This is a genomic window from Herbaspirillum sp. SJZ106, assembly GCF_006715495.1.
GTDB lineage: Bacteria > Pseudomonadota > Gammaproteobacteria > Burkholderiales > Burkholderiaceae_D > Herbaspirillum.
This window is the reverse complement of sequence record NZ_VFNI01000002.1, coordinates 64,343-84,282: the sequence shown is the minus strand read 5'-3', so window position 1 is coordinate 84,282 and position 19,940 is coordinate 64,343. Positions and strand designations below refer to the sequence as shown.

Here is a 19,940-nt window from a genome sequence, read left to right as displayed (position 1 = left end):
TATGATACCGCCAGATACGGCCGGAGGCCGCAAAACGGCGCGCAAAAGCGCACCGCGGCGGCCCGGCGGGCGCCGGCTGGCAGGCGGGCATCAAAGGCGAGCCGCGCCTCCTTGCGGCATTATTCCTCGATGGCATTGCGCAGCCATTCCACCTCCTCGCCGTCGAAACCCAGCACGTCGAAGCGGCATGGCGGCGCAGAGGCGTAACGCTGCAGGAACAAGTGGGCGGCCACGATCAGTCGGCGCTGCTTGGCCGGCGTGATGCTGGCCGCGGCGCCGCCGTGCGAACGGCTGGCGCGGGCGCGCACTTCGACGAAGACCAGCGTGGCGCCGTCGCGCATGACCAGGTCGATCTCGCCGCCCTTGCATTGGAAATTGCGTTCGACCAGCTCCAGGCCCCGACGGCGCAAGTAGGCCAGCGCCGCATCCTCGGCGGCGTCGCCGGTGCGCTGGCGGCCGGTGCGGGAATCGGAACGGGAATCGGAGCGGGCCGGTTGCGCGTCCCCTGCGGCGCGGCGCCAGCGGTCGAACAGGCCCATGGGGGATGCCTCAATACTGGTCGGCGGTCGGCACCGGCAGGCCGTCCTGGAACACGGCCTGGGTCTCCTGGCGCTGGAAGTAGGTGGAGCCGCCCGTGACCATGTTGACGTTGAGGCGTCCGGTGACGCCATCGAGATCGAAGCCGGAACGCTGCTGGGCGATTTCGTAGGCGATACGGTAGGCGTCGATGCCCAGCGCGTACAGGCGCGCCAGGTCGGGATTGGGGCGGTCGCTTTCATTGCCGGCCGGGCGCGGATAGCGCGCCACCGCGATATTGTCGGGCTGCAATTGCCATGGCAGGTCGATCAGCTTGACGCCATCGAGCTCCGGCAGCTTGTCGTTGGGATTGCTGCGATTGAGCGTGAAGGGATTGATCTGCGACGTGCCGTACAGCGGCAGTTCGGCGCCCACCGCGCTGCGCAGCTGCACCGTCTGGCCGGCGTCGAGCGCGGCGAAGATCAGCGCCGGCTTTTCCTGTTCGATGCGCCGGACCAGTTGGGCCAGGCCAGGCGCGCTGAGGGCGTTGCCGGGCGTACTCAGTTCCAGGGCCTCGACCTGCAGCCCGAGCTGGCGCGCGCGAACCAGGAAGGAACGGGCGGCGCGCTTTTGCCAGGCCACCGAGGTGGAAACCGCAAAGATCTTGCCGGGCGCCTTTTCCTTCTCGACCCAGTTGGCCACCTGGCGCGCCTCATCGTCGATGGACAAACCCACGGTGAGCATCATCGGCGGCAATTGCGGTTCGGTTTCGCCGGGCAGGTCGGGCTGGGCCAGGGCAATGGTCGGCTTGGTAACGCGTCCGCTCTGGGCGACCGAGGTGACGGCGCTGCGCGAGAGCGGGCCGATGAGGATGTCGAATTTGCCGGAGGCATCGTCATAGGCGCGCTGCATGTCCGCCGCCGAGTCGCCGCTCTCGACGATGGACAACTGGATGTTTTCCTTCTGGCGCGCATAGGCCGCCAAGAAACCCGTACGCACGGCGTCGGCCGCGGCGCCGAACATGCCGCCGCGATTGGGCAGCAACAGCGCCATGCGCACCGGAGCGGACTGGAGCGCGGCGACATTGGCCGCATCAGTAAACGGAAGCTGCCGCGCGCTCGCCTCAGCCTGCGCCAGCGGGGGTACACTGTCGGCTGTCGGGGATGCCGCCCAAACCGGCATCCAGAATCCGCCGAGGCCGCAGGCCAAACCCGCCAGCGCGGCCATTTTTTTGAATCCAGTGAACATCCCGCCTCCTCCAATGAACCAGAACCCGAGCGTCGCCGCTGCCATCCTGTCTGATGCCGCACAGCAAAACTATCCGGTGTCGGCATTATATGTGCTGGCCACGCCCATCGGAAATGCCTGCGACATTACCCTGCGCGCGCTGCACGTGCTGGCCATCGCCGACGCGGTGGCGTGCGAGGATACCCGCAACACCAGCCAGCTGCTGCAGCGCTACGGCCTGTCCAAGCAGCTGATGGCCACGCACGAGCACAACGAGCGCGAAGCCGCGGCGAAGATCGTCGACCGCCTGCGCCAGGGCGAGCGCATCGCGCTGGTGTCGGACGCCGGCACGCCGGCCGTCTCCGATCCCGGCGCCCGCGTGGTCGAGGCGGTGCGCGCGGCGGGCTTGCAGGTGGTGCCGCTTCCCGGCGCCTCGGCGGCGGTGACGGCGCTGTCGGCATCGGGGCTGGACGAGCAGCGCTTCCATTTCGTCGGCTTCCTGCCGTCCAAGGCGCGCCAGCGCGAAACGGCATTGCAGGAACTGGCTTCGATGCAGGCGGCGCTGGTGTTCTATGAAGCGCCGCACCGCATCGTCGAGACCGTGCAAGCCATGCTGCAGGTATTCGGGCCGCAACGCCAGGTCGTGCTGGCGCGCGAACTGACCAAGCTGTTCGAAAGCATCCATCGTTGCCCGCTCGGCGATGCGCCGGCGTGGCTGGAGGAAGACGCCAACCGCCAGCGCGGCGAGTTTGTGGTGCTGGTCCAAGGTGCGCCGCAGTCCGATGGCGACCAGGCCGATGCCGAGCGCATCCTGCGCATCCTGCTGGAAGAGTTGCCGGTCAAGCAGGCCGCCGCGCTCACCGCGCAGATCACCGGCCAGAAAAAGAATGCGCTCTATGAGCGCGCGCTGGCATTGAAGAACGAATAACCAGGAACCCGTTGGGTCCTAATGCGCTGACGACTTGGAAAACAAGTTCAGCACCAGCACGCCCGCCACAATCAGGCCCATGCCGACGATCGCCGCCAGGTCGAGCTTCTGGCCGAACAGCAGCCAGGCCACGACCGAGATCAGCACCACCCCCAGCCCGGACCAGATCGCATAGGCGATGCCGACCGGAATCGACTTGAGCGTGACAGACAGGAAGAAGAACGCCAGGCCGTAACCGGCCACCACGACCAGCGAAGGCCACAACCGCGAAAAGCCGTCGGAGGCGCGCAGCGCGGAAGTGGCGATGACTTCGGAGACGATGGCGATACCCAGCGCGAGATAAGGATGCATGTGCTTGCCCCGCGCCGGCTCAGCGCTCGACCACGAACGGCGCGCCGACGCTGCGCTGGCGCACCATCAAGGCCGCATTCTGCGCATCGGGGCGGGTCGGATACGGGCCGGCGTAGAGGCGATACAGGCCGTTGACCTGCACCGCCTGCAGGTTGTCGACGATGCCCGACAGGCTCGGCATCAGCTTCTCGCGCGCCTGCAAGGCATTGGCTTCTTGCGAATAGGCGCCGAACTGCAGGTAATAACCGGCGCTCAACGGTACCGCCTGCGGCATGGCCGGCGACGGCGAGGAGCCGCTGGCCACCGCATTGATGATGCCGCCGCCACCGGCCATGCCGGCGCCGTTGGCGGAAGTCGATGTCGTGGCATTGATCGGCTGCACCGCGGCCACAGTCGGCTGCGGCGGCAGGTTCTGGGCCGTGACCGAATTGATGGCCACCGCCCCGGTGGCGACGCCCGCGCCGCTGTCGGCCGCCGCCAGCGCGGTGCCGTTGCGACGGGCATCGGCCATGCGCTGCGCCTCGTCGGGCAGGATGCGCTCGACTTCCAGCTCGCTGCTGCCGGAGCTGAGGTAGCCCAGCTTCAAGGCGGCGGTGTAGGAAAGGTCGATGATGCGGCTGGAATGGAACGGCCCGCGGTCATTGACGCGCACGATCACCTGCTTGCCGGTCTTGAGGTTGGTGACGCGGGCATAGGACGGGATCGGCAGCGTCGGGTGCGCGGCCGTCATCTTGTACATGTCGTACAGCTCGCCGGAAGAGGTTTTCTGGTTGTGGAATTTCTTGCCGTACCAGCTGCCGATGCCGCGCTGGATGAAGGGCTGGTTATCGGTGATCGGCACGTAGGTCTTGCCGAAGATGACATACGGCCGGCTGGCGGCCCTGGAAACGGGTTCGACTTGCGGTTCGGCATCGGCCACGTCGAGCAGGCCGTCCGGGATGTGGTCGCCCGGACCGTCGTCCTTGTAGTAGCCGCCGCGTCCGGAACCCGCGGCCGGCAAGGCCGGCACGTTGGACGGGCGCGAAGCGCCACTGGCCTTGGCCGGCGGCGGCGCCTCGGCGCTCTGGCGCGCCGGCGGCGGCGTGGTGCCGCAGGCCGCGAGCAACACCGGCAAGGCCAGCGCCGCCGCGCGCCAGGCCCTTTGCAAGGCCGGCAGGCGCCGGGCCCGGCGGAAATAGTCGAACGATATTGTGTGCATAGGTGCGTGTATCCGGCTGGAATTTTTCGCAACGATACCAGAGTGCGTTGCCGTATGGCTGACAACGCATCGGCGGCGCAAGTTCATCCGTGTGTCGGGTCGGTTGTCATGCCGGCAACAGAACCGCTGCGCCGGATGCCGCGTCAAACGCTCAGGTCTGCACCAGCTTGCGGTGGCGCTGGATGCTCATGAGGATGCCCGCCCCCAAGCCCAGCGTCACCAGCGCCGTGCCGCCATAGCTCATGAACGGCAGCGGCACGCCGACCACCGGCAGGATGCCGCTCACCATGCCCATGTTGACGAAGGCGTAGGTGAAGAAAATCATCGTGATGGCGCCGCCCAGGAGGCGCGTAAACAACGTCGGCGCATTGGCGGTGATCATCAGGCCGCGGCCGATCAGCAGCAGGTAAAGCACCAGCAGGACGATGTTGCCGATCAGGCCGAACTCTTCCGAATAGACCGAGAAGATGAAGTCGGTGGTGCGCTCGGGGATGAATTCAAGGTGGGTCTGCGTGCCCATCAGCCAGCCCTTGCCGGCAATCCCGCCGGAGCCGATGGCGATGGTCGACTGGATGATGTGGAATCCCTTGCCCAGCGGGTCGGAGGTCGGGTCGATCAGCATCATGACGCGCTGGCGCTGGTAATCATGCATGAACGACCACACCACCGGCAGGCTGGCCGCGCCGGCGATCACCAGGGCTACCAGCACCTTCCACGGCAGGCCGGCGAAAAAGATCACGTAGAAGCCGGCCGCCAGCACCAAGAGGCCCGTGCCCAGGTCGGGCTGGCGGATGATCAGGAACCCGGGGATCAGCAGCAGCACCGCCGCCACCAGGAAGGCGTCCCAGCGCAACATGCCTTCGCGCTTCTGGAAGTACCACGCCAGCATCAGCGGCATGGCGATCTTCATGATTTCGGAAGGCTGCACCACCATGCCGATGTTGAGCCAGCGGCGCGATCCCTTCTTGATGATGCCGAACAGCGCCACCGCGATCAGCAGCGTCACCCCTATCGTATACACCGGCACCGCCAGCCGCAGCAACAGTTGCGGCGAGACGTTGGCGGCGGCCCACATGACGATGAAGGCGATCAGGATATTGCGCAGCTGGTCTTCCACGCGGCCGGGGAAATTCATGCCGGCCGAATACAGCGTGACGATGCCCACCGACAGGATCAGGAACACGATCAGCGACAGCGCGCCGTCGAACACCGTCAGGTGCGGCTTGATGGTTTGCCACAGGGGCGGACGTTGCAGGCTCATGCCGGCTCCCTTGCTAGGTCGGCGGCGTCGGCGCTTCCGGCCGGAAGGCACGGATGGGCGCGGCGCGCACGGGAATGATAAACGAATCGCATGTCAGTCCTGCTGCACATCGGGCTGGACGGTGGGCGTCACGGCGCTGTCCTCGGCCGGCGCGTCGGCCGGGATATCGGCCGGCGCCACCGACTTGATCGGCTCGTTGGGGCGCTTGCCCAGCATGAAGTAATCCATCGCCTTGCGCACCAGCGGCGCGGCCACGCCGGCGCCCCAGCCGCCGTTCTCGACCACCGCGGCAATGGCGATGCGCGGCGCATCCGCCGGGGCGAAGCCGATGTACAGGCCATTGTCGTGGTAGATGCGCGAGAGCTTCTTGGAATCGTACTTCTGGTTCTTGCCGATGTTGACCACCTGCGCGGTGCCGGTCTTGCCGCCGGACTCGTAGGGCGCGCCCTGGAACGCCGCCCGGGCGGTGCCCTCCTTGACCACGCCGACCATGGCGCGCTTGATGAAGTCGATGTTTTCCTGCTTGAGCGGGATGCGGTAGCTCTCCTTGGGCACGGTCTCGGTGCGCTCATGGGTGACGCCATCCTCGATGATCTTGACCAGGTGGGGCTTCATCACCACGCCGTTGTTGGCCAAGATCGAGGTGGCCTGAGCCAGTTGCAGCGGCGTAAAGCTGTTGTAGCCCTGGCCGATGCCCAGCGAGACGGTGTCGCCGGCAATCCAGCGTTTCTGCTCGGGCTTGCGGAAGGCGTTGCGCTTCCACTCGGTGGAGGGCAGGATGCCGCGCCGCTCGTGCTCCAGGTCGATGCCGGTGATCTGGCCCAGGCCGAAGGGTTTCATGAAGTCATGGATGGCGTTGACGCCCATGTCGTTGGCCAGCATGTAGTAATAGGTGTCGCAAGAGATCGCGATGGAACGGTACATGTCGACCACGCCGTGGCCGCCTTCCTTGTCGTCGCGGAAACGGTGGTTGCCGAGGATGAAGAAGCCGGGGTCGCGGATGGAGTCCTGCGGACGGCGCTTGCCCAATTCCAGCGCGGCCAGCGCCATGAACGGCTTGTAGGTCGAACCGGGCGCATAGGTGCCCGACAGCGGGCGGTTCAGCAGCGGCCGGTCGGGCGACTTGTTGAGCTCATCCCAGCTCTGCTGGTCGATGCCCTCGACGAACAGGTTAGGGTCGTAGGACGGCTGCGAGACATAGGCCAGGATGTCGCCGGTGGCCGGGTTGATCGCCACCAGCGCGCCCTTCTGGTCGCCGAAGGCTTCTTCCACCACCTTTTGCAGCTCGATGTCGATCGACAGGATCAGGTTCTTGCCGGGCGTGGCGGGCGTGCGCGAGAGCGAGCGCACCGCGCGGCCGCTGGCCGAGATCTCGACCTCCTCGTAGCCGGTGGTGCCGTGCAACTGGCTCTCGTAGCTCTTTTCCAGGCCTTCCTTGCCGATGTAGTCGGTGCCGTTGTAGTTGGCCTCGTCGTCGGAGTCTGCAATGCGCTCGGCGTCGCGTTGGCTGATGCGGCCGATGTAGCCGATCACGTGGGCCGCGGTCTTGCCGTAGGGGTACTGGCGGAACAGGCGCGCCTGCACCTCCACGCCCGGGAAGCGGTAGCGCTGGGCGGTGAACTTGGCGACCTCCTCGTCGGTGAGGCGAGTGCGGATGGGGACGCTTTCGAAGTTCCTGGACTCTTCCTGCAGGCGGCGGAAGCGGCGCCGGTCGCGCGGCTGGATTTCCACCAGCGTGCCCAGCTCGTCGATCAGGTCGTCGATATTGTTCTTGATCTTGGACGGGGTGATTTCCAGCGTGTAGGCGGAGTAGTTGCGCGCCAGCACCACGCCGTTGCGGTCCATGATCAGCCCGCGGTTGGGGACGATGGGCACCACCGAAATGCGGTTTTCCTCGGCTTGCGCGGCGTAGGCGTCATGGCGCACCACCTGCAGCCACAGGAAACGCGCCAGCAGCAGGCTGAAGCAGATCAGCACCAGCACGCTCATGGCGAGCAGGCGCAGCCTGAACAGCTTCAGTTCATGCGCGGTGTTCTTGAATTCGGTCATGCTGCCTGGCGCCTGTGATGATCTGTTTCAGGCCGTCAGATGGGACGGTTCTCGTCGCGGTTGATCGCGCGGCGCTGCGGCGCCAGCAGCAGCCAGCTCGCCACCGGCCACAGGATGGCCGAGATGAAGCTCTCGCTGAAGTAAAACCAGTGCGGAAACTTGCCCGTCACCATCAGCTGGATCACCAGTTGCACCGCTTGCGCCAGCAACAGCAGCGGCAGCACGTGCAGCGCCTGCGTGCGCAGCGGGAACCACAGCACGCGGCGGTGGATCATGATCGCGAAGTACGACAGCAGCGTATAGGCCAGGGCATTCTCGCCCAGCAGCGTGGCTTCGTTGACGTCCATCAGCAAGCCCATCAGGAACGCCACGCTGATGCCGACCTTGCGCGGCTGGTGGATATTCCAGAACACCAGCGCCAGCGCCACGAAATCGGGCACGCCGACCATCTGCCCCCAGGGCATCAGGTTGAGCAGGAAGGCCGCTACCAGGCTGAACGCGATGAACAGCGGGTTGGCCGGCAACAGGATGTAGTGCGGATCGTTCATCGTGCGTTTTCCTTGCCGGCAGGTTTGGCGGGGGCGGGCGCCGCAGCAGGTGCGGCGCCCGGCGGTATCACGTTGGCCGCGCCCTTGCGCTCTTCGGAGACGTTATCCTTGGGCGTGGCATTGGCGTCGTCGCTGCTGGAGTCGCGCGTGCTGTCGCGCAAGCGGCGCTTGAACAGCTTGGCGGCTTTCTCATCGGTGACTTCCGGTTCGGGACGCGGCGGCAAATTCTGTTCGACCAGCAGGATCAGCAGTTGGCGATGGCGGTCGATGCCGGCCAGCGGCTGGCAGACGATGCGCGCGAAGGAGTCGGCCGAACGGGTTTCCACCTGCGCCACGGTGGCCACCGACAGGCCGGGCGGATAGACGCCGTCGATGCCGGATGTCACCAGGATGTCGCCCTTCTGGATATCGGCGTTGGCCGGCATGAAGCGCAAGTCCAGCACGCCGGCCTGGCCGCGGCCGTAGGCCACGCTGCGCAAGCCGTTACGCAGTACCTGCACCGGGATGGCCTGGTCCTTGTCGGTCAGCAGCGTGACTTCGGCGGTGAACGGAAACACGCGCGTGACCTGGCCGACGATGCCGATAGCGTCGATCACCGGCTGGCCGGTCGCCACGCCCTGCTGGGAGCCGCGGTTGAGGATGATCTTGCGGGTGAAGGGGTCGCGGGCGTCGTACAGGATCTCGCCCACCAGCGACTTGACCGGCACCTTCTGCTGCATATCCAGCAGCTTGCGCAGTTGCACGTTCTCGGCGGCCAGCTGGCGCGCCTGCTGCATCAGCTGGGAATTGACGATCTGCTGTTGCTGCAGGCCCTGGTTTTCCTTTTGCAGCACGCTCAGCGCGGAAAAGTAATCGGCCACGCTGGAGGCGGCGTCGCGCGGCATCATCGCCACCCGCTGGAAGGGATAGAGCACGGTGCCGATGCCCTGGCGGATCGTCCCCAGCACATGCATGCGGGCGTCGACCACCAGCATCACGATCGACAACAGCGCGAACACGGTAACGCGCAGGCGGGCGGAGGCGCCCTGCTTGAACAGTGGTGGGATTTCCATAGCGTCAGGCCGGCCGCAGGGCCGGCTGGTGCGGCCAACTGCAGGACGAGGCACTCATTTCCTGCGTCGTGAACGGTATGAAAAGGGAGCCCGATGCGTCCCCGGCGCGCACGCCGGAACAGTCCTGCAGCCGAGCCTGCGCCATGGGCGGCATAAAAGTCCGCTCCTGTGGGCCAGTCGGTGTGAACTGCGTCATATCGAACGTATCGGTTCCCCGGTGATCCGGCGTGATCCGCCGGTAGAGCTGATGGCCGGCGCAACCCGCCGGCGGCAGGAAGCTTACTCGGACGAGAAGATCGAACCCAGCTTGTCCATGCGATCCAGTGCCATGCCCGAACCGCGCACCACGCAGGTCAGCGGGTCTTCGGCGACGATCACCGGCAGGCCGGTCTCTTCCATCAGCAGGCGGTCCAGGTCGCGCAGCAGCGCGCCGCCGCCGGTCAGCATCATGCCCTTTTCGGCGATGTCGGCCCCCAGTTCCGGCGGGGTCTGCTCCAGCGCGTTCTTGACGGCCGACACGATGTTGTTCAACGGGTCGGTCAGCGCTTCGAGGATTTCGTTGCTGGAGATGGTGAAGGAACGCGGGATGCCTTCGGACAGGTTGCGGCCCTTGACTTCCATTTCCTTGACTTCCGAGCCCGGGAAGGCGGAGCCGATTTCCTTCTTGATCGCCTCGGCGGTCTGTTCGCCGATCAGCATGCCGTAGTTGCGGCGGATGTAGTTGACGATGGCTTCGTCGAACTTGTCGCCGCCCACGCGCACCGAACCCTTGTAGACCATGCCGCCCAGCGAGATGATGCCCACCTCGGTGGTGCCGCCGCCGATGTCGACCACCATCGAGCCGGTGGCGTCGGAGACCGGCAGGCCGGAACCGATCGCCGCCGCCATCGGCTCCTCGATCAGGTAGACCTGCGAGGCGCCGGCGCCCAGCGCCGATTCGCGGATGGCGCGGCGCTCCACCTGGGTGGAGCCGCAGGGCACGCAGATGATGATGCGCGGGGAAGGACGGAACAGCTTGGAGTCGTGCACCATGCGGATGAACTGCTTCAACATCTGCTCGGTGACGGTGAAGTCGGCGATCACGCCGTCCTTCATCGGGCGGATCGCCTCGATGTTGCCGGGCACCTTGCCCAGCATCTGCTTGGCTTCCTTGCCGACCGCCTGGATCGTCTTCTTGCCGTTGGGGCCGCCCTGCTGGCGGATCGCCACGACCGACGGCTCGTCCAGCACGATGCCTTGGCCGCGCACGTAAATCAGCGTGTTCGCCGTGCCCAGGTCGATCGCCAGGTCGTTCGAGAAATAACTGCGTAAAAATCCAAACATGAATTGTCCTGATGCGCCCGCGCGGGGCGCCTAACTTTTTTGATAGGGGAGTGTCCGTTCATGACCGCGGCGACACGAAAAACCGGCGCCGGCAAGGCATTAATCTGACATTCTACCTTATAATTCAACGGAAACCAGCAGGCACAACCGCCAAAAATTCCAGCCCGATAAGGCCATTTGGCGGGCATTTGGCAAGGATTTCCCGTCTTTTCGACTGTAAACCGCTGCCGCCGGAGACGCGCCCGGCAAGCGGGCTTTCCGACCGCAGCGGCGATCCGGAAAAGCGCCTGCCTCCCAAGTGACTGTGCGCGCCCCCGGCCGCCGGTTCGTGCCGACCTCCAATTCAACATCATGCAACGCGCGACGGCGCGCCTTTTCGACCATGTCCCTAGCCCTTTCCGACGTCAAACGCATCGCCAACCTGTCCCGCCTGGAGCTGACCGACGCCCAGGCCGAACAAACGCTGGACAAGCTCAACGGCATCTTCGCCCTGGTGGAGCAAATGAAGGCCGTCGATACCAGCGGCGTGGAGCCGCTCCCGCACCCGATCGCCGCCATCGAGCCGGCACTGGCGCTGCGCCTGCGCGAGGACGAGGTGACCGAGCCCAATCGCCGCGCCGACTACCAGCAGCCGGCCCCGGCCACCCAGGACGGGCTCTACCTGGTGCCCAAGGTCATCGAATAAGGCCCTCGCCGATTGCGCCCCCGGGCGCGGCGCTCCACACGAATACGCAGATACGCAGCGAAACGATAAACATGCACAAGCTCACCCTCAAAGAACTGTCCGCGCAACTGCAGTCGCGCAAGATTTCCGCCGCCGAACTGGCGACGCTGTTCCTCGACCGCATCGAAGCCAGCGACCTCAACGCCTTCCTGCATGTCGACCGCGAACTGACGCTGGCGCAAGCCAGGGCCGCCGACGCGCGCCTGGCCGGCAACGACGCCAGCCCGCTGACCGGCATCCCGATCGCGCACAAGGACATCTTCGTCACCCGCGGCTGGCGCACCACCGCCGGCTCGAAGATGCTGAAAAACTATGTGAGCCCCTTCGACGCAACCGTGGTGGAACAGTTCAACGCGGCCGGCACGGTCACGCTGGGCAAGCTCAATTGCGACGAATTCGCGATGGGCTCCGGCAACGAGAACTCCCACTACGGCCCGGTCAGGAACCCCTGGGACAAGACTGCCGTGCCGGGCGGCTCCTCGGGCGGCTCGGCCGCCGCCGTGGCCGCGCGCCTGGCGCCGGCGGCCACCGCCACCGACACCGGCGGCTCGATCCGCCAACCGGCTTCGCTGTGCGGCGTGACCGGCATCAAGCCGACCTATGGCAGCGTGTCGCGTTTCGGCATGATTGCCTTCGCTTCCTCGCTCGACCAGGGCGGCCCGATCGCCAAGACCGCCGAAGACTGCGGCCTGCTGCTCAACGCCATGACCGGTTTTGACGAGCGCGACTCCACCAGCCTGCAGCGTCCCAAGGAAGACTTCAACCGCTCGCTGGGCGACAGCCTGCAAGGTTTGCGCATCGGCGTCCCCAAGGAATTCTTCGGCGCCGGCCTGGCGTCGGATGTGGAACAGGCCGTGCGCGCCGCGCTGGCCGAATTCGAGAAGCTGGGCGCCACGCTGGTCGATATCTCGCTGCCCAAGACCGAACTGTCGATTCCCGTGTACTACGTGATCGCCCCGGCCGAAGCGTCGAGCAACCTGTCGCGCTTCGACGGCGTGCGCTACGGCCACCGCGCCGCGGACTACAAGGACCTGGCCGACATGTACAAGAAGTCGCGCGCGGAAGGCTTCGGCGACGAAGTCAAGCGCCGCATCCTGGTCGGCTCCTATGTGCTGTCGCACGGCTATTACGATGCCTACTACCTGCAGGCGCAGAAGATCCGCCGCCTGATCGCGCAGGACTTCCAAAACGCGCTGGAAGGACCGAACCGCCAGTGCGACGTGATCATGGGCCCGGTCTCGCCGACGGTGGCCTGGGACCTGGGCGACAAGACCGATGACCCGGTCGCCAACTACCTGGCCGACATCTTCACGCTGTCGACCAGCCTGGCCGGCTTGCCGGGCATGTCGATCCCCTGCGGCTTTGGCCAGGGCGAGAAGAACGCCAAGCGCCCGGTCGGCCTGCAGATCATCGGCAACTACTTCGACGAAGCCCGCCTGCTGAACGTGGCGCACCAGTTCCAGCAAGCGACCGACTGGCACCTGCGCGAACCCGCGTAAGCCTTTTTATTGAAGAGTCGCCAACTAACAGAATTAGAATTCGCAAGGACAACATCATGCAGTGGGAAGTCGTCATCGGCCTCGAAACGCACACGCAGCTTTCGACACGCTCCAAGATCTTCAGCGGCAGCCCGACCCAGTTCGGCGCCGAACCCAACACCCTGGCCAGCCCGGTCGACCTGGCGCTGCCGGGCGTGCTGCCGGTATTGAACCGCGGCGCGGTCGAACGCGCCATCCAGTTCGGCCTGGCCATCGGCGCCACCATCGCGCCGCGCTCGGTGTTCGCCCGCAAGAACTACTTCTACCCCGACCTGCCCAAGGGCTACCAGATCAGCCAGTACGAAATCCCGGTGGTGCAAGGCGGCAAGATCTCCTATGTGCTGGAGAAGGATGGCAAGAGCGAGATCAAGACCCTGCAACTGACGCGCGCGCATCTGGAAGAAGACGCCGGCAAGTCGCTGCATGAAGACTACCAGGGCATGTCCGGCATCGACTTGAACCGCGCCGGCACGCCGCTCCTGGAAATCGTCACCGAACCCGACATGCGCAGCGCCGCCGAAGCGGTGGCCTACGCCAAGGCGCTGCACTCGCTGGTGATGTGGCTGGGCATCTGCGACGGCAACATGCAGGAAGGCTCGTTCCGCTGCGACGCCAACGTTTCGGTGCGTCCGGTCGGCCAGAAGGAATACGGCACCCGCTGCGAGATCAAGAACCTGAACTCGTTCCGCTTCATGGAAGACGCCATCAATTACGAAGTGCGCCGCCAGATCGAGCTGATCGAAGACGGCGGCACGGTCGTCCAGGAAACCCGCCTCTACGATCCGGACAAGAAGGAAACCCGCTCCATGCGCAGCAAGGAAGACGCGCAGGATTACCGCTACTTCCCCGACCCCGACCTGCCGCCGCTGGCCATCTCGCAGGAGTGGATCGAGCGCGTCCGCGCCACCATGCCCGAGTTGCCTGGCGCCATGCGCGAGCGTTTCGTCAGCGACTACGCATTGCCCGAATACGATGCCGCCGTGCTGACCCAATCGAAGGCGATGGCCGCTTATTTCGAAGCGGTGGTGGCTGCCGCCGGCCGCGAACAAGCCAAGTCCGCCGCCAACTGGCTCATGGGCGACGTCGCCTCGACGCTCAACCGCGAGAACACCGATATCGCCGACGCCCCCGTCAGCGCCGCGCAGTTCGCGCTGCTGTTGAAGCGCATCGCCGACGGCACCATCTCCAACAAGATCGCCAAGGAAGTCTTCGCCGGCATGTGGGAAGCCAAGTCCGGCAAGGACAGCCTGGCCGACGACATCATCGAAGCCAAGGGCCTGAAGCAGATCTCCGACAGCGGCGCGCTGGAAGCCATCGTCGAGCAGGTGCTGGCGGCCAACGAAAAGTCGGTGGCCGAGTTCCGCGCCGGCAAGGAGCAAGCCATCAACGCCCTCATCGGCCAGGCCATGAAGGCCACCCGCGGCAAGGCCAACCCTGCCCAGCTGACCGAGCTGCTGCGCAAGAAGCTGGCGGGTTGATCGTCGCCGCTGCTGTCCGGGATCGGGCAGCAGCGACAAGAAAAAACCGCATCCACGGATGCGGTTTTTTTTCGTCCCCGCCATGACAAACCGTACCGGTCTACTGCCCCGGCAGGCCGATCAGCGAGGGCTTGTTCGTGCGCAGCGGCAGCCCGTTCTCGCCGCGGGGAGAATCCATCCATGGATTACGGCCGGGATTTGCCTTGATGTCACCCGATGAACTGGTGCGGGCGGTGGCGCGGCTACAGCGCGCATCGCTACGCAGCCGCCGCTAGCACTGTCACGTCCCCAGCACCAGCGGCCGCGCACGCGCCCAGCGATTGCATGACAGCGAGAAGCTCAGCGAGCTGACCTGGTGGTACCAGCCGGCCGGCAGGTACAGCATCTCGCCCGGTTGCATCACGCAGTCCACCAGCGCGGCCTGGCGCGCCAGCGGAAAACGTTCCAGGTCGGGATGGTCCGGATCGAAGGGCGAGCCGAACAGGATGGCATTGGCTTCGCGTGGATAGAGATATTGATCGTGATGCGGCGGCGCCACCCAGATGCGCTTGCTGCCCCAGATCTGCGTGAAGACATTGTCGTCATAGTCGCAATGCAGCGGCGTGACGGTGCCGGCCGGGCCGATCCAGAAACGCGGCGGCCCCATCTTGTCGAAGAAGTTGGGCCAGTGGCACAGCGCATTGAGTTCACGCAATTCCAGGTTGCCGAGGTAGGGCGGCAGGTCGCCGGAGTCGCGCTCCACCAGGTCCAAGTAGTCCAGCAGGCGCATGTCCTGCATGGCCCGGTCCGGGGCGAAGGCGGTATTGATGTAGTCGCCCACGCGCGCGCGTACCGCCAGTGCGCCGAAACGGGCGCGCAGCGTGGCCACCGTCAGGGTGGACAGCGGCCAGCGCGTGGCCATGCCGGTCATGATGAAGGGCAGGCCGGCGGCGGCCCGCTGACGGAACGCCGCCGTCTTCATCGGCCCCAGGCGCGGGATGTCGGCCAGCACCGGCAGACGGGCGCTGGCCTGGCGGATGGCCGCGCGCATCGCGGCAATGGACGCCACGCCGCGAACCTGCGCATCGCGCCTTTCCTTGTCCTGCTTGCGTGCCGCCGCTTCCTCGGGCGACAGCGCCGCCACCGCCGGACGCGGCGGCAGCGGACGTGCGGGGTGCTGGCTGGCGTCGGCAGAGGAGTCGGAAGTGGCCTGTTTCATCGGCGCTATTGTAGCGCCGCAGACTAGCGCGGCAGGCTGCAGCGACAGCCACCGGCAACGCTGCGCGCATATCGATATGCGTTCTTGTTCCTTGCCCCCTCGTCCGGCAGGCGTTGTAATCAATGTTTTTACTGCCGGGACTGCCTGAGCGATCATGTTGCAGCCTGCAGCCATTGCCGATCATGGAGGAGCGGGCATGTCAGTTGCCACTTTGGAAAGCGCGCCGCGTGCGCACCAGCAGTTCGAGATTCGTCCCCTCGGTGGACCGCTGGGCGTGGAAATCGTCGGTCTCGACCTCAACCTGCCGGTGAGCGACGACGAGCTGGCGCGCATCCGCGGCGCCTTCGTCAAGCACGGCGTGGCGGTGTTCCGCGACCAGCGCATCACGCCCGAACAGCACATCGCATTCAGCCGCCGCTTCGGGCCGCTGCAGGTGCATGTGCTCAACCGCTTCCACCTGAAAGGGCATCCCGAGATCCTGATCGTCTCCAACGTGGTGGAAGACGGCAAGCCGATCGGCCTGGTCGATGCCGGCGCCGACTGGCATTCGGATCTCTCCTACATGCCCAAACCCAGCCTGGGCGCGCTGCTGCATTCGCAGGAACTGCCCGCCGAGCGCGGCGACACGCTGTACGCCAACACCGCCGACGCCTGGGACACGCTGCCGGCGGCGACCAGGAAGCTGCTGGAAGGAAAACGCGCGGTGCATTCCTACGTCTACCGCTACGAGCGCCTGCGCAAGCTCTCGCCGTGGCGGGCCGAACTGACGCAACAGCAGATCGACGAAGTGCCGCCGGTCGAGCATCCGGTGGTCATCACCCACCCCGAGAGCGGCCGCAGGATCCTGTTCGTCAGCGAAGGCTTCACCTCGCACATCGTCGGCATCCCCCTCGACGAGAGCGATGCGCTGCTCAAGGAGCTGCACGCGCACATCACGCGGCCGGAGAATATCTACACCCACAAATGGCAGCCGCACGACATGGTGTTCTGGGACAACCGCAGCACCCAGCATTACGCCGCCATCACGCCGCAGCACTTGCGCCGCACCTTGTACCGCACCACGGTGGAAGGCGACGTGCCGCGCTGATCTTGCCGGTCCGGGCGGCCACTCCCGTCGTCCCGGCGCGCCCCCAAATATGTCCGGATTGGCAACATCCGTTGCCTGCGCAGGAACATCCCTCCGTCCCCGCAGTCCAACCGGCTCATCTTGCCTGTCCGTCAAGACTGGTTCCGATCGCGACTGCACCTGCTACACTCGCAATCGCGTGCCTGCAAACAAACCCAAAACAGGAGGCTGCCATGAGATTCCGGACTATTTTCCTCATCGTTCTGCTGGCGCTGGTCGCCATCTTCGCCGCCGTCAACTGGACCGCCTTCATGACGCCGACCACGCTGTCGCTGATCTACACCGATTTCCAGGCGCCGCTGGGCCTGGTCATGCTGGGCGTGACGGTGGTGCTGACGGCCTTTTTCCTGCTCTATATCCTGGCGCTGCAAACCAGCATACTGCTGGAGAGCCGGCGCCTGACCAAGCAGCTGGAAACGCAGCGCGACCTGGCCGACCAGGCCGAGCATTCGCGCTTCACCGACCTGCGCGGCTACCTGAAGACCGAACTGGATCAGTTGAACCAGCGCCAGGCCGAGCAACAGGCCTTGCTGGCGCAACGGCTGGATACCCTGCAAAAGGACATCGGCCTGCGCGTGGAGCAGACCGAGAACGCGGTGGCAGCCCAGCTCGGCGAGCTGGACGACCGGCTGCAGCGGCATGACGTGGCCGGCGCCATCCGCCCGCTCTAAGATCCCTGCCGCCAGCGGCACGCCCAAGAAAAACGGCTGCATCTTCCGATGCAGCCGTTTCCATTTGGGGCGTTTGCCCGGGCTCGCCGGGCCGATCCGGTCACACGCCGTAACGCGCGCGATACGCCGCCACCGCATCCTTGTACTGCGCCAGCCGCGCGTCGCCGCCGCTGGAGATGTACTCGAACAGGTCGTTCAGGTTGCCGATGGAGATGACCGGCATGCCGTATTCCCGCGCCACTTCCTGCACCGCCGAGAGTTCGGACAACGCGCCGTCCTTGCCCGAACGCTCCATGCGATCGAGCGCGATCAGCACCGCGCACGGCGTGGCGCCGGCGGCGCGGATCATGTCCACCGATTCGCGCACCGAGGTGCCGGCCGAAATGACGTCGTCGATGATCACCACCTTGCCCTGCAGCTTGGCGCCAACGATGGTGCCGCCTTCGCCGTGGTCCTTGGCTTCCTTGCGGTTGAAGGCGAACGGCACGTTGCGGCCCATGCCGGCCAGCGCCACGGCGGTGGCCGAGGCCAGCGTGATGCCCTTGTAGGCGGGGCCGAACAGCATGTCGTATTCGATGCCGGCGTCGGCCAGGGTCTGCGCGTAGAAGCGCGCCACCTGGGCCAGCGTCGCGCCTTCGTTGAACAGGCCGGCGTTGAAGAAATAGGGCGAGGTGCGGCCCGCCTTGGTGACGAATTCGCCAAAGCGCAGCACGCCGGCCGACACGGCGAATTCGATGAATTCCTGTCTCAAGTTGCTCAAGATACATTCCCGGGGAAAAGTGGAGTCGAAGGCTGGCGCAACACATGTTTGCCCATCGGCAAGCCGGGCGCGCAGCGAAATCAGACCGGTATTTTAAATGAAACGCCCTATCGGTTATGCTACCGGCCTTACTTCGCAGGATCAGAACATGCCAACCATCGTCTCCGCCAATCTTAACGGCATCCGCTCCGCAGCCAAGAAGGGTTTCTTCGAATGGCTGCAGAAGGAATCGCCCGATTTCGTCTGCGTCCAGGAACTGAAGGCCCAGGCCGCCGACATGACCGGCCAGTTCCTGGCCCCCGAGGGCTATGTCGGCCACTTCCACTACGCCCAGAAAAAGGGCTATTCGGGCGTGGGCGTCTACAGCAAGCGCGAGCCGGACTCGGTGCGCATCGGCTTCGGCAACACCGAATTCGACGACGAGGGACGCTATGTCGAATGCGACTTCGGCGACCTCACCGTGATTTCGCTGTACGCCCCGTCCGGCTCGTCCAGCGACGAACGCCAGCAGGCCAAGTTCCGTTTCATGGAAGTATTCCTGCCGCACCTGATGTCGCTGGAAAAGAGCGGCCGCGAGATCGTCATCTGCGGCGACTGGAACATCGCCCACAAGGAAATCGACCTGAAGAACTGGAAGAGCAACCAGAAAAACTCGGGCTTCCTGCCGGAAGAACGCGCCTGGATGACCCACATCTTCGAGAAGCTGGAACTGGTCGATGTCTACCGCCTGCTGCATCCGGACACCACCGGCGACGCCTACACCTGGTGGAGCAACCGCGGCCAGGCCTGGGCCAATAACGTGGGGTGGCGCATCGATTACCACGTGGCAACCAAGGGCATCGCCTCCAGCGCCAAGAGCGCGGCGATCTACAAGGAGCAGCGCTTCTCCGACCATGCGCCGCTGACAATCGTATACGGCGGATAACCCCCTCCCGCATTGGCGGGACCGGATTACTTTACTCCGCCAATGCGGACGACGGGCCTTACATGCGATGGAGCGCAGCCTGGGTATCAGACATGGCAAATCTCCTGGGCCGGTACGGCAGCGCCCGCCGGCCTGGCATGGAAAACAGGCAGCACATGCTCGGCGATCTCATGGAAGGTTTCGTCGAGCGGCGCCGGTTACGGCGGAAATGCAGGCCGACATGATCGACGCCGGCGGCATGCAACGCGCGCAGTTCGGCAACCAGCGCCTGGCGGCCGCCGCGCAAGCCGAAACGCCAGCGCAGCATGGGTTCATCGGCGCGCTCGCTCAAATCGAGGTGGATGAAACTGGCATACGGCTTGTCGCCGGCCACGACGCGCCAGGCCGCCACGCGGCGCGCATGATCCTCGGGTGTGCCCGGATAGGCCAAACAGCCGTCCATGTTCTGCCCCACCCATGCCGGACTTTGCTGGGCCAGACCCGCCACCAGCAACGGCAGCGGCGCCTCCATTCTGGGCAGCACATCCAGGCCGGAAGGCAGGCTGGATTGCGCGCCATCGCGCAGCAATGCCACCTGTTCGCGAAAGTTGTCGCCACGGCCGACGAAATCGCGGCCGAACAGCGGATATTCCACCGGCCGGTCGCCGCTGGCCACGCCCAGCATCAGGCGATTGCCGCTCAGGCGCTGCACCGTCGCCGCCGACTTCAGCGTGAGCAGCGGTTCGCGGATCGGCAACACCACCGCGGCGGTGCCAAGCAAGATATCGCGCGTGATGCCGGCCAGGTAGCCCAGGTAGGAAAACACCTCGAATACCTGCGCCGCATCGCCGAAAGACGGGTCGTACACCGGCACGTCGCGCACCCACAGCGCGCGAAAACCGAGCCGGTCGGCCAGTTGGGCCAGTTCGGCATGGCGCTGCAGATCCGGCTCTCCGGGCCGGCGGTCGGCCTGGCGCCGCGACTGCTCGCCAGCGGACGTCCAGTCGTTGTCCAGCGGTGCCTCGATACCGATGCTCAAGCCCCCGTCCGCCAGACATGCCAAAGACGTTGTCATCGCAAACGCTCCA

General features: G+C 65.6%; 18 protein-coding genes and 1 pseudogene. 7 read left to right on the top strand and 12 right to left on the bottom strand.

The annotated features are described in order from the left end of the window. Positions 1 to 119: 119 nt before the first annotated feature. Together FB598_RS05595 and FB598_RS05590 are read right to left on the bottom strand one after the other, a co-directional pair. A complete protein-coding gene (locus FB598_RS05595) occupies positions 120 to 539 on the bottom strand; it encodes a YraN family protein (RefSeq protein WP_141914096.1) in 420 nt (139 codons plus the stop codon). 10 nt (positions 540 to 549) lie between these two features. Next, complete coding sequence (locus FB598_RS05590) at positions 550 to 1,698, bottom strand: penicillin-binding protein activator (protein WP_370511656.1); 1,149 nt, start codon at positions 1,696 to 1,698, stop codon at positions 550 to 552. A gap of 79 nt (positions 1,699 to 1,777) precedes the next feature. On the opposite strand from FB598_RS05590, the gene rsmI reads away from it, so the two are divergent. Then, on the top strand, positions 1,778 to 2,671 hold the full coding sequence (gene rsmI / locus FB598_RS05585; RefSeq protein ID WP_141914098.1) for a 16S rRNA (cytidine(1402)-2'-O)-methyltransferase: 894 nt from the start codon (positions 1,778 to 1,780) through the stop codon (positions 2,669 to 2,671). 18 nt (positions 2,672 to 2,689) lie between these two features. Here the strand turns inward: rsmI and FB598_RS05580 are convergent, their stop codons facing one another. From FB598_RS05580 to FB598_RS05550, 7 genes are all read right to left on the bottom strand, one after another. Next, complete coding sequence (locus FB598_RS05580; RefSeq protein WP_141914099.1) at positions 2,690 to 3,022, bottom strand: SMR family transporter; 333 nt, start codon at positions 3,020 to 3,022, stop codon at positions 2,690 to 2,692. 19 nt (positions 3,023 to 3,041) lie between these two features. Further along, positions 3,042 to 4,220, bottom strand: coding sequence for a septal ring lytic transglycosylase RlpA family protein (locus FB598_RS05575; RefSeq protein ID WP_141914100.1), 1,179 nt, complete (start codon positions 4,218 to 4,220; stop codon positions 3,042 to 3,044). A gap of 151 nt (positions 4,221 to 4,371) precedes the next feature. Then, complete coding sequence (rodA, locus tag FB598_RS05570) at positions 4,372 to 5,481, bottom strand: rod shape-determining protein RodA (protein WP_141914101.1); 1,110 nt, start codon at positions 5,479 to 5,481, stop codon at positions 4,372 to 4,374. Between the two features lie 93 nt (positions 5,482 to 5,574). Further along, complete coding sequence (gene mrdA / locus FB598_RS05565; RefSeq protein ID WP_141914102.1) at positions 5,575 to 7,530, bottom strand: penicillin-binding protein 2; 1,956 nt, start codon at positions 7,528 to 7,530, stop codon at positions 5,575 to 5,577. A 35-nt stretch (positions 7,531 to 7,565) separates the two neighbouring features. Continuing rightward, positions 7,566 to 8,078 (bottom strand): rod shape-determining protein MreD, encoded by a 513-nt coding sequence (mreD, locus tag FB598_RS05560; protein ID WP_141914103.1) that lies wholly within the window; start codon positions 8,076 to 8,078, stop codon positions 7,566 to 7,568. Beyond that, positions 8,075 to 9,130 (bottom strand): rod shape-determining protein MreC, encoded by a 1,056-nt coding sequence (mreC, locus tag FB598_RS05555; RefSeq protein WP_141914104.1) that lies wholly within the window; start codon positions 9,128 to 9,130, stop codon positions 8,075 to 8,077. The genes mreD and mreC overlap by 4 nt, the downstream gene beginning before the upstream one ends. Before the next feature lie 279 nt (positions 9,131 to 9,409). Further along, entirely contained in the window at positions 9,410 to 10,453 is a 1,044-nt protein-coding gene (locus FB598_RS05550) for a rod shape-determining protein (RefSeq protein ID WP_141914105.1), read from the bottom strand. Between the two features lie 382 nt (positions 10,454 to 10,835). Here FB598_RS05550 and gatC point away from each other — a divergent pair, with 382 nt between their 5' ends. The 3 genes from gatC to gatB all read left to right on the top strand — a co-directional run bounded on the left by gatC (position 10,836) and on the right by gatB (position 14,193). Next, a complete protein-coding gene (gene gatC / locus FB598_RS05545) occupies positions 10,836 to 11,138 on the top strand; it encodes an Asp-tRNA(Asn)/Glu-tRNA(Gln) amidotransferase subunit GatC (protein WP_141914106.1) in 303 nt (100 codons plus the stop codon). A 71-nt stretch (positions 11,139 to 11,209) separates the two neighbouring features. Next, positions 11,210 to 12,676 (top strand): Asp-tRNA(Asn)/Glu-tRNA(Gln) amidotransferase subunit GatA, encoded by a 1,467-nt coding sequence (gene gatA, locus FB598_RS05540; protein WP_141914107.1) that lies wholly within the window; start codon positions 11,210 to 11,212, stop codon positions 12,674 to 12,676. Positions 12,677 to 12,732: 56 nt separating this feature from the next. Beyond that, complete coding sequence (gatB, locus tag FB598_RS05535) at positions 12,733 to 14,193, top strand: Asp-tRNA(Asn)/Glu-tRNA(Gln) amidotransferase subunit GatB (protein WP_141914108.1); 1,461 nt, start codon at positions 12,733 to 12,735, stop codon at positions 14,191 to 14,193. Between the two features lie 280 nt (positions 14,194 to 14,473). Here gatB and FB598_RS05530 read toward each other — a convergent pair whose 3' ends face one another. Then, positions 14,474 to 15,391 (bottom strand): cupin-like domain-containing protein, encoded by a 918-nt coding sequence (locus tag FB598_RS05530; protein WP_141914109.1) that lies wholly within the window; start codon positions 15,389 to 15,391, stop codon positions 14,474 to 14,476. A gap of 196 nt (positions 15,392 to 15,587) precedes the next feature. Between FB598_RS05530 and FB598_RS05525 the strand changes: the two genes are divergently transcribed. Beyond that, positions 15,588 to 16,478 (top strand): TauD/TfdA family dioxygenase, encoded by an 891-nt coding sequence (locus FB598_RS05525; protein WP_141914110.1) that lies wholly within the window; start codon positions 15,588 to 15,590, stop codon positions 16,476 to 16,478. A 212-nt stretch (positions 16,479 to 16,690) separates the two neighbouring features. Then, the gene (locus FB598_RS05520; protein WP_141914111.1) at positions 16,691 to 17,188 is read left to right on the top strand and encodes a LapA family protein; all 498 of its coding nucleotides are present in this window, start codon (positions 16,691 to 16,693) and stop codon (positions 17,186 to 17,188) included. Between the two features lie 100 nt (positions 17,189 to 17,288). On the opposite strand, the gene pyrE is transcribed toward FB598_RS05520, so the two are convergent. Continuing rightward, positions 17,289 to 17,948: an orotate phosphoribosyltransferase gene (gene pyrE, locus FB598_RS05515; RefSeq protein WP_141914112.1), complete on the bottom strand. Its 660-nt coding sequence runs from the start codon at positions 17,946 to 17,948 to the stop codon at positions 17,289 to 17,291. Positions 17,949 to 18,096: 148 nt separating this feature from the next. On the opposite strand from pyrE, the gene FB598_RS05510 reads away from it, so the two are divergent. Then, positions 18,097 to 18,873 (top strand): exodeoxyribonuclease III, encoded by a 777-nt coding sequence (locus tag FB598_RS05510; protein ID WP_141914113.1) that lies wholly within the window; start codon positions 18,097 to 18,099, stop codon positions 18,871 to 18,873. An 86-nt stretch (positions 18,874 to 18,959) separates the two neighbouring features. Here FB598_RS05510 and FB598_RS05505 read toward each other — a convergent pair. Further along, positions 18,960 to 19,927, bottom strand: a pseudogene (locus tag FB598_RS05505) (TIGR03571 family LLM class oxidoreductase). Positions 19,928 to 19,940 lie beyond the last annotated feature (13 nt).

What these genes read in the sequence shown, in the direction of transcription:
- FB598_RS05595 (WP_141914096.1), bottom strand. Translation starts at nt 539, where the DNA reads ATGGGCCTGTTCGACCGCTGGCGCCGCGCCGCAGGGGACGCGCAACCG.
- FB598_RS05590 (WP_370511656.1), bottom strand. Translation starts at nt 1,698, where the DNA reads ATGCCGGTTTGGGCGGCATCCCCGACAGCCGACAGTGTACCCCCGCTG.
- rsmI (WP_141914098.1), top strand. Translation starts at nt 1,778, where the DNA reads ATGAACCAGAACCCGAGCGTCGCCGCTGCCATCCTGTCTGATGCCGCA.
- FB598_RS05580 (WP_141914099.1), bottom strand. Translation starts at nt 3,022, where the DNA reads ATGCATCCTTATCTCGCGCTGGGTATCGCCATCGTCTCCGAAGTCATC.
- FB598_RS05575 (WP_141914100.1), bottom strand. Translation starts at nt 4,220, where the DNA reads ATGCACACAATATCGTTCGACTATTTCCGCCGGGCCCGGCGCCTGCCG.
- rodA (WP_141914101.1), bottom strand. Translation starts at nt 5,481, where the DNA reads ATGAGCCTGCAACGTCCGCCCCTGTGGCAAACCATCAAGCCGCACCTG.
- mrdA (WP_141914102.1), bottom strand. Translation starts at nt 7,530, where the DNA reads ATGACCGAATTCAAGAACACCGCGCATGAACTGAAGCTGTTCAGGCTG.
- mreD (WP_141914103.1), bottom strand. Translation starts at nt 8,078, where the DNA reads ATGAACGATCCGCACTACATCCTGTTGCCGGCCAACCCGCTGTTCATC.
- mreC (WP_141914104.1), bottom strand. Translation starts at nt 9,130, where the DNA reads ATGGAAATCCCACCACTGTTCAAGCAGGGCGCCTCCGCCCGCCTGCGC.
- FB598_RS05550 (WP_141914105.1), bottom strand. Translation starts at nt 10,453, where the DNA reads ATGTTTGGATTTTTACGCAGTTATTTCTCGAACGACCTGGCGATCGAC.
- gatC (WP_141914106.1), top strand. Translation starts at nt 10,836, where the DNA reads ATGTCCCTAGCCCTTTCCGACGTCAAACGCATCGCCAACCTGTCCCGC.
- gatA (WP_141914107.1), top strand. Translation starts at nt 11,210, where the DNA reads ATGCACAAGCTCACCCTCAAAGAACTGTCCGCGCAACTGCAGTCGCGC.
- gatB (WP_141914108.1), top strand. Translation starts at nt 12,733, where the DNA reads ATGCAGTGGGAAGTCGTCATCGGCCTCGAAACGCACACGCAGCTTTCG.
- FB598_RS05530 (WP_141914109.1), bottom strand. Translation starts at nt 15,391, where the DNA reads ATGAAACAGGCCACTTCCGACTCCTCTGCCGACGCCAGCCAGCACCCC.
- FB598_RS05525 (WP_141914110.1), top strand. Translation starts at nt 15,588, where the DNA reads ATGTCAGTTGCCACTTTGGAAAGCGCGCCGCGTGCGCACCAGCAGTTC.
- FB598_RS05520 (WP_141914111.1), top strand. Translation starts at nt 16,691, where the DNA reads ATGAGATTCCGGACTATTTTCCTCATCGTTCTGCTGGCGCTGGTCGCC.
- FB598_RS05510 (WP_141914113.1), top strand. Translation starts at nt 18,097, where the DNA reads ATGCCAACCATCGTCTCCGCCAATCTTAACGGCATCCGCTCCGCAGCC.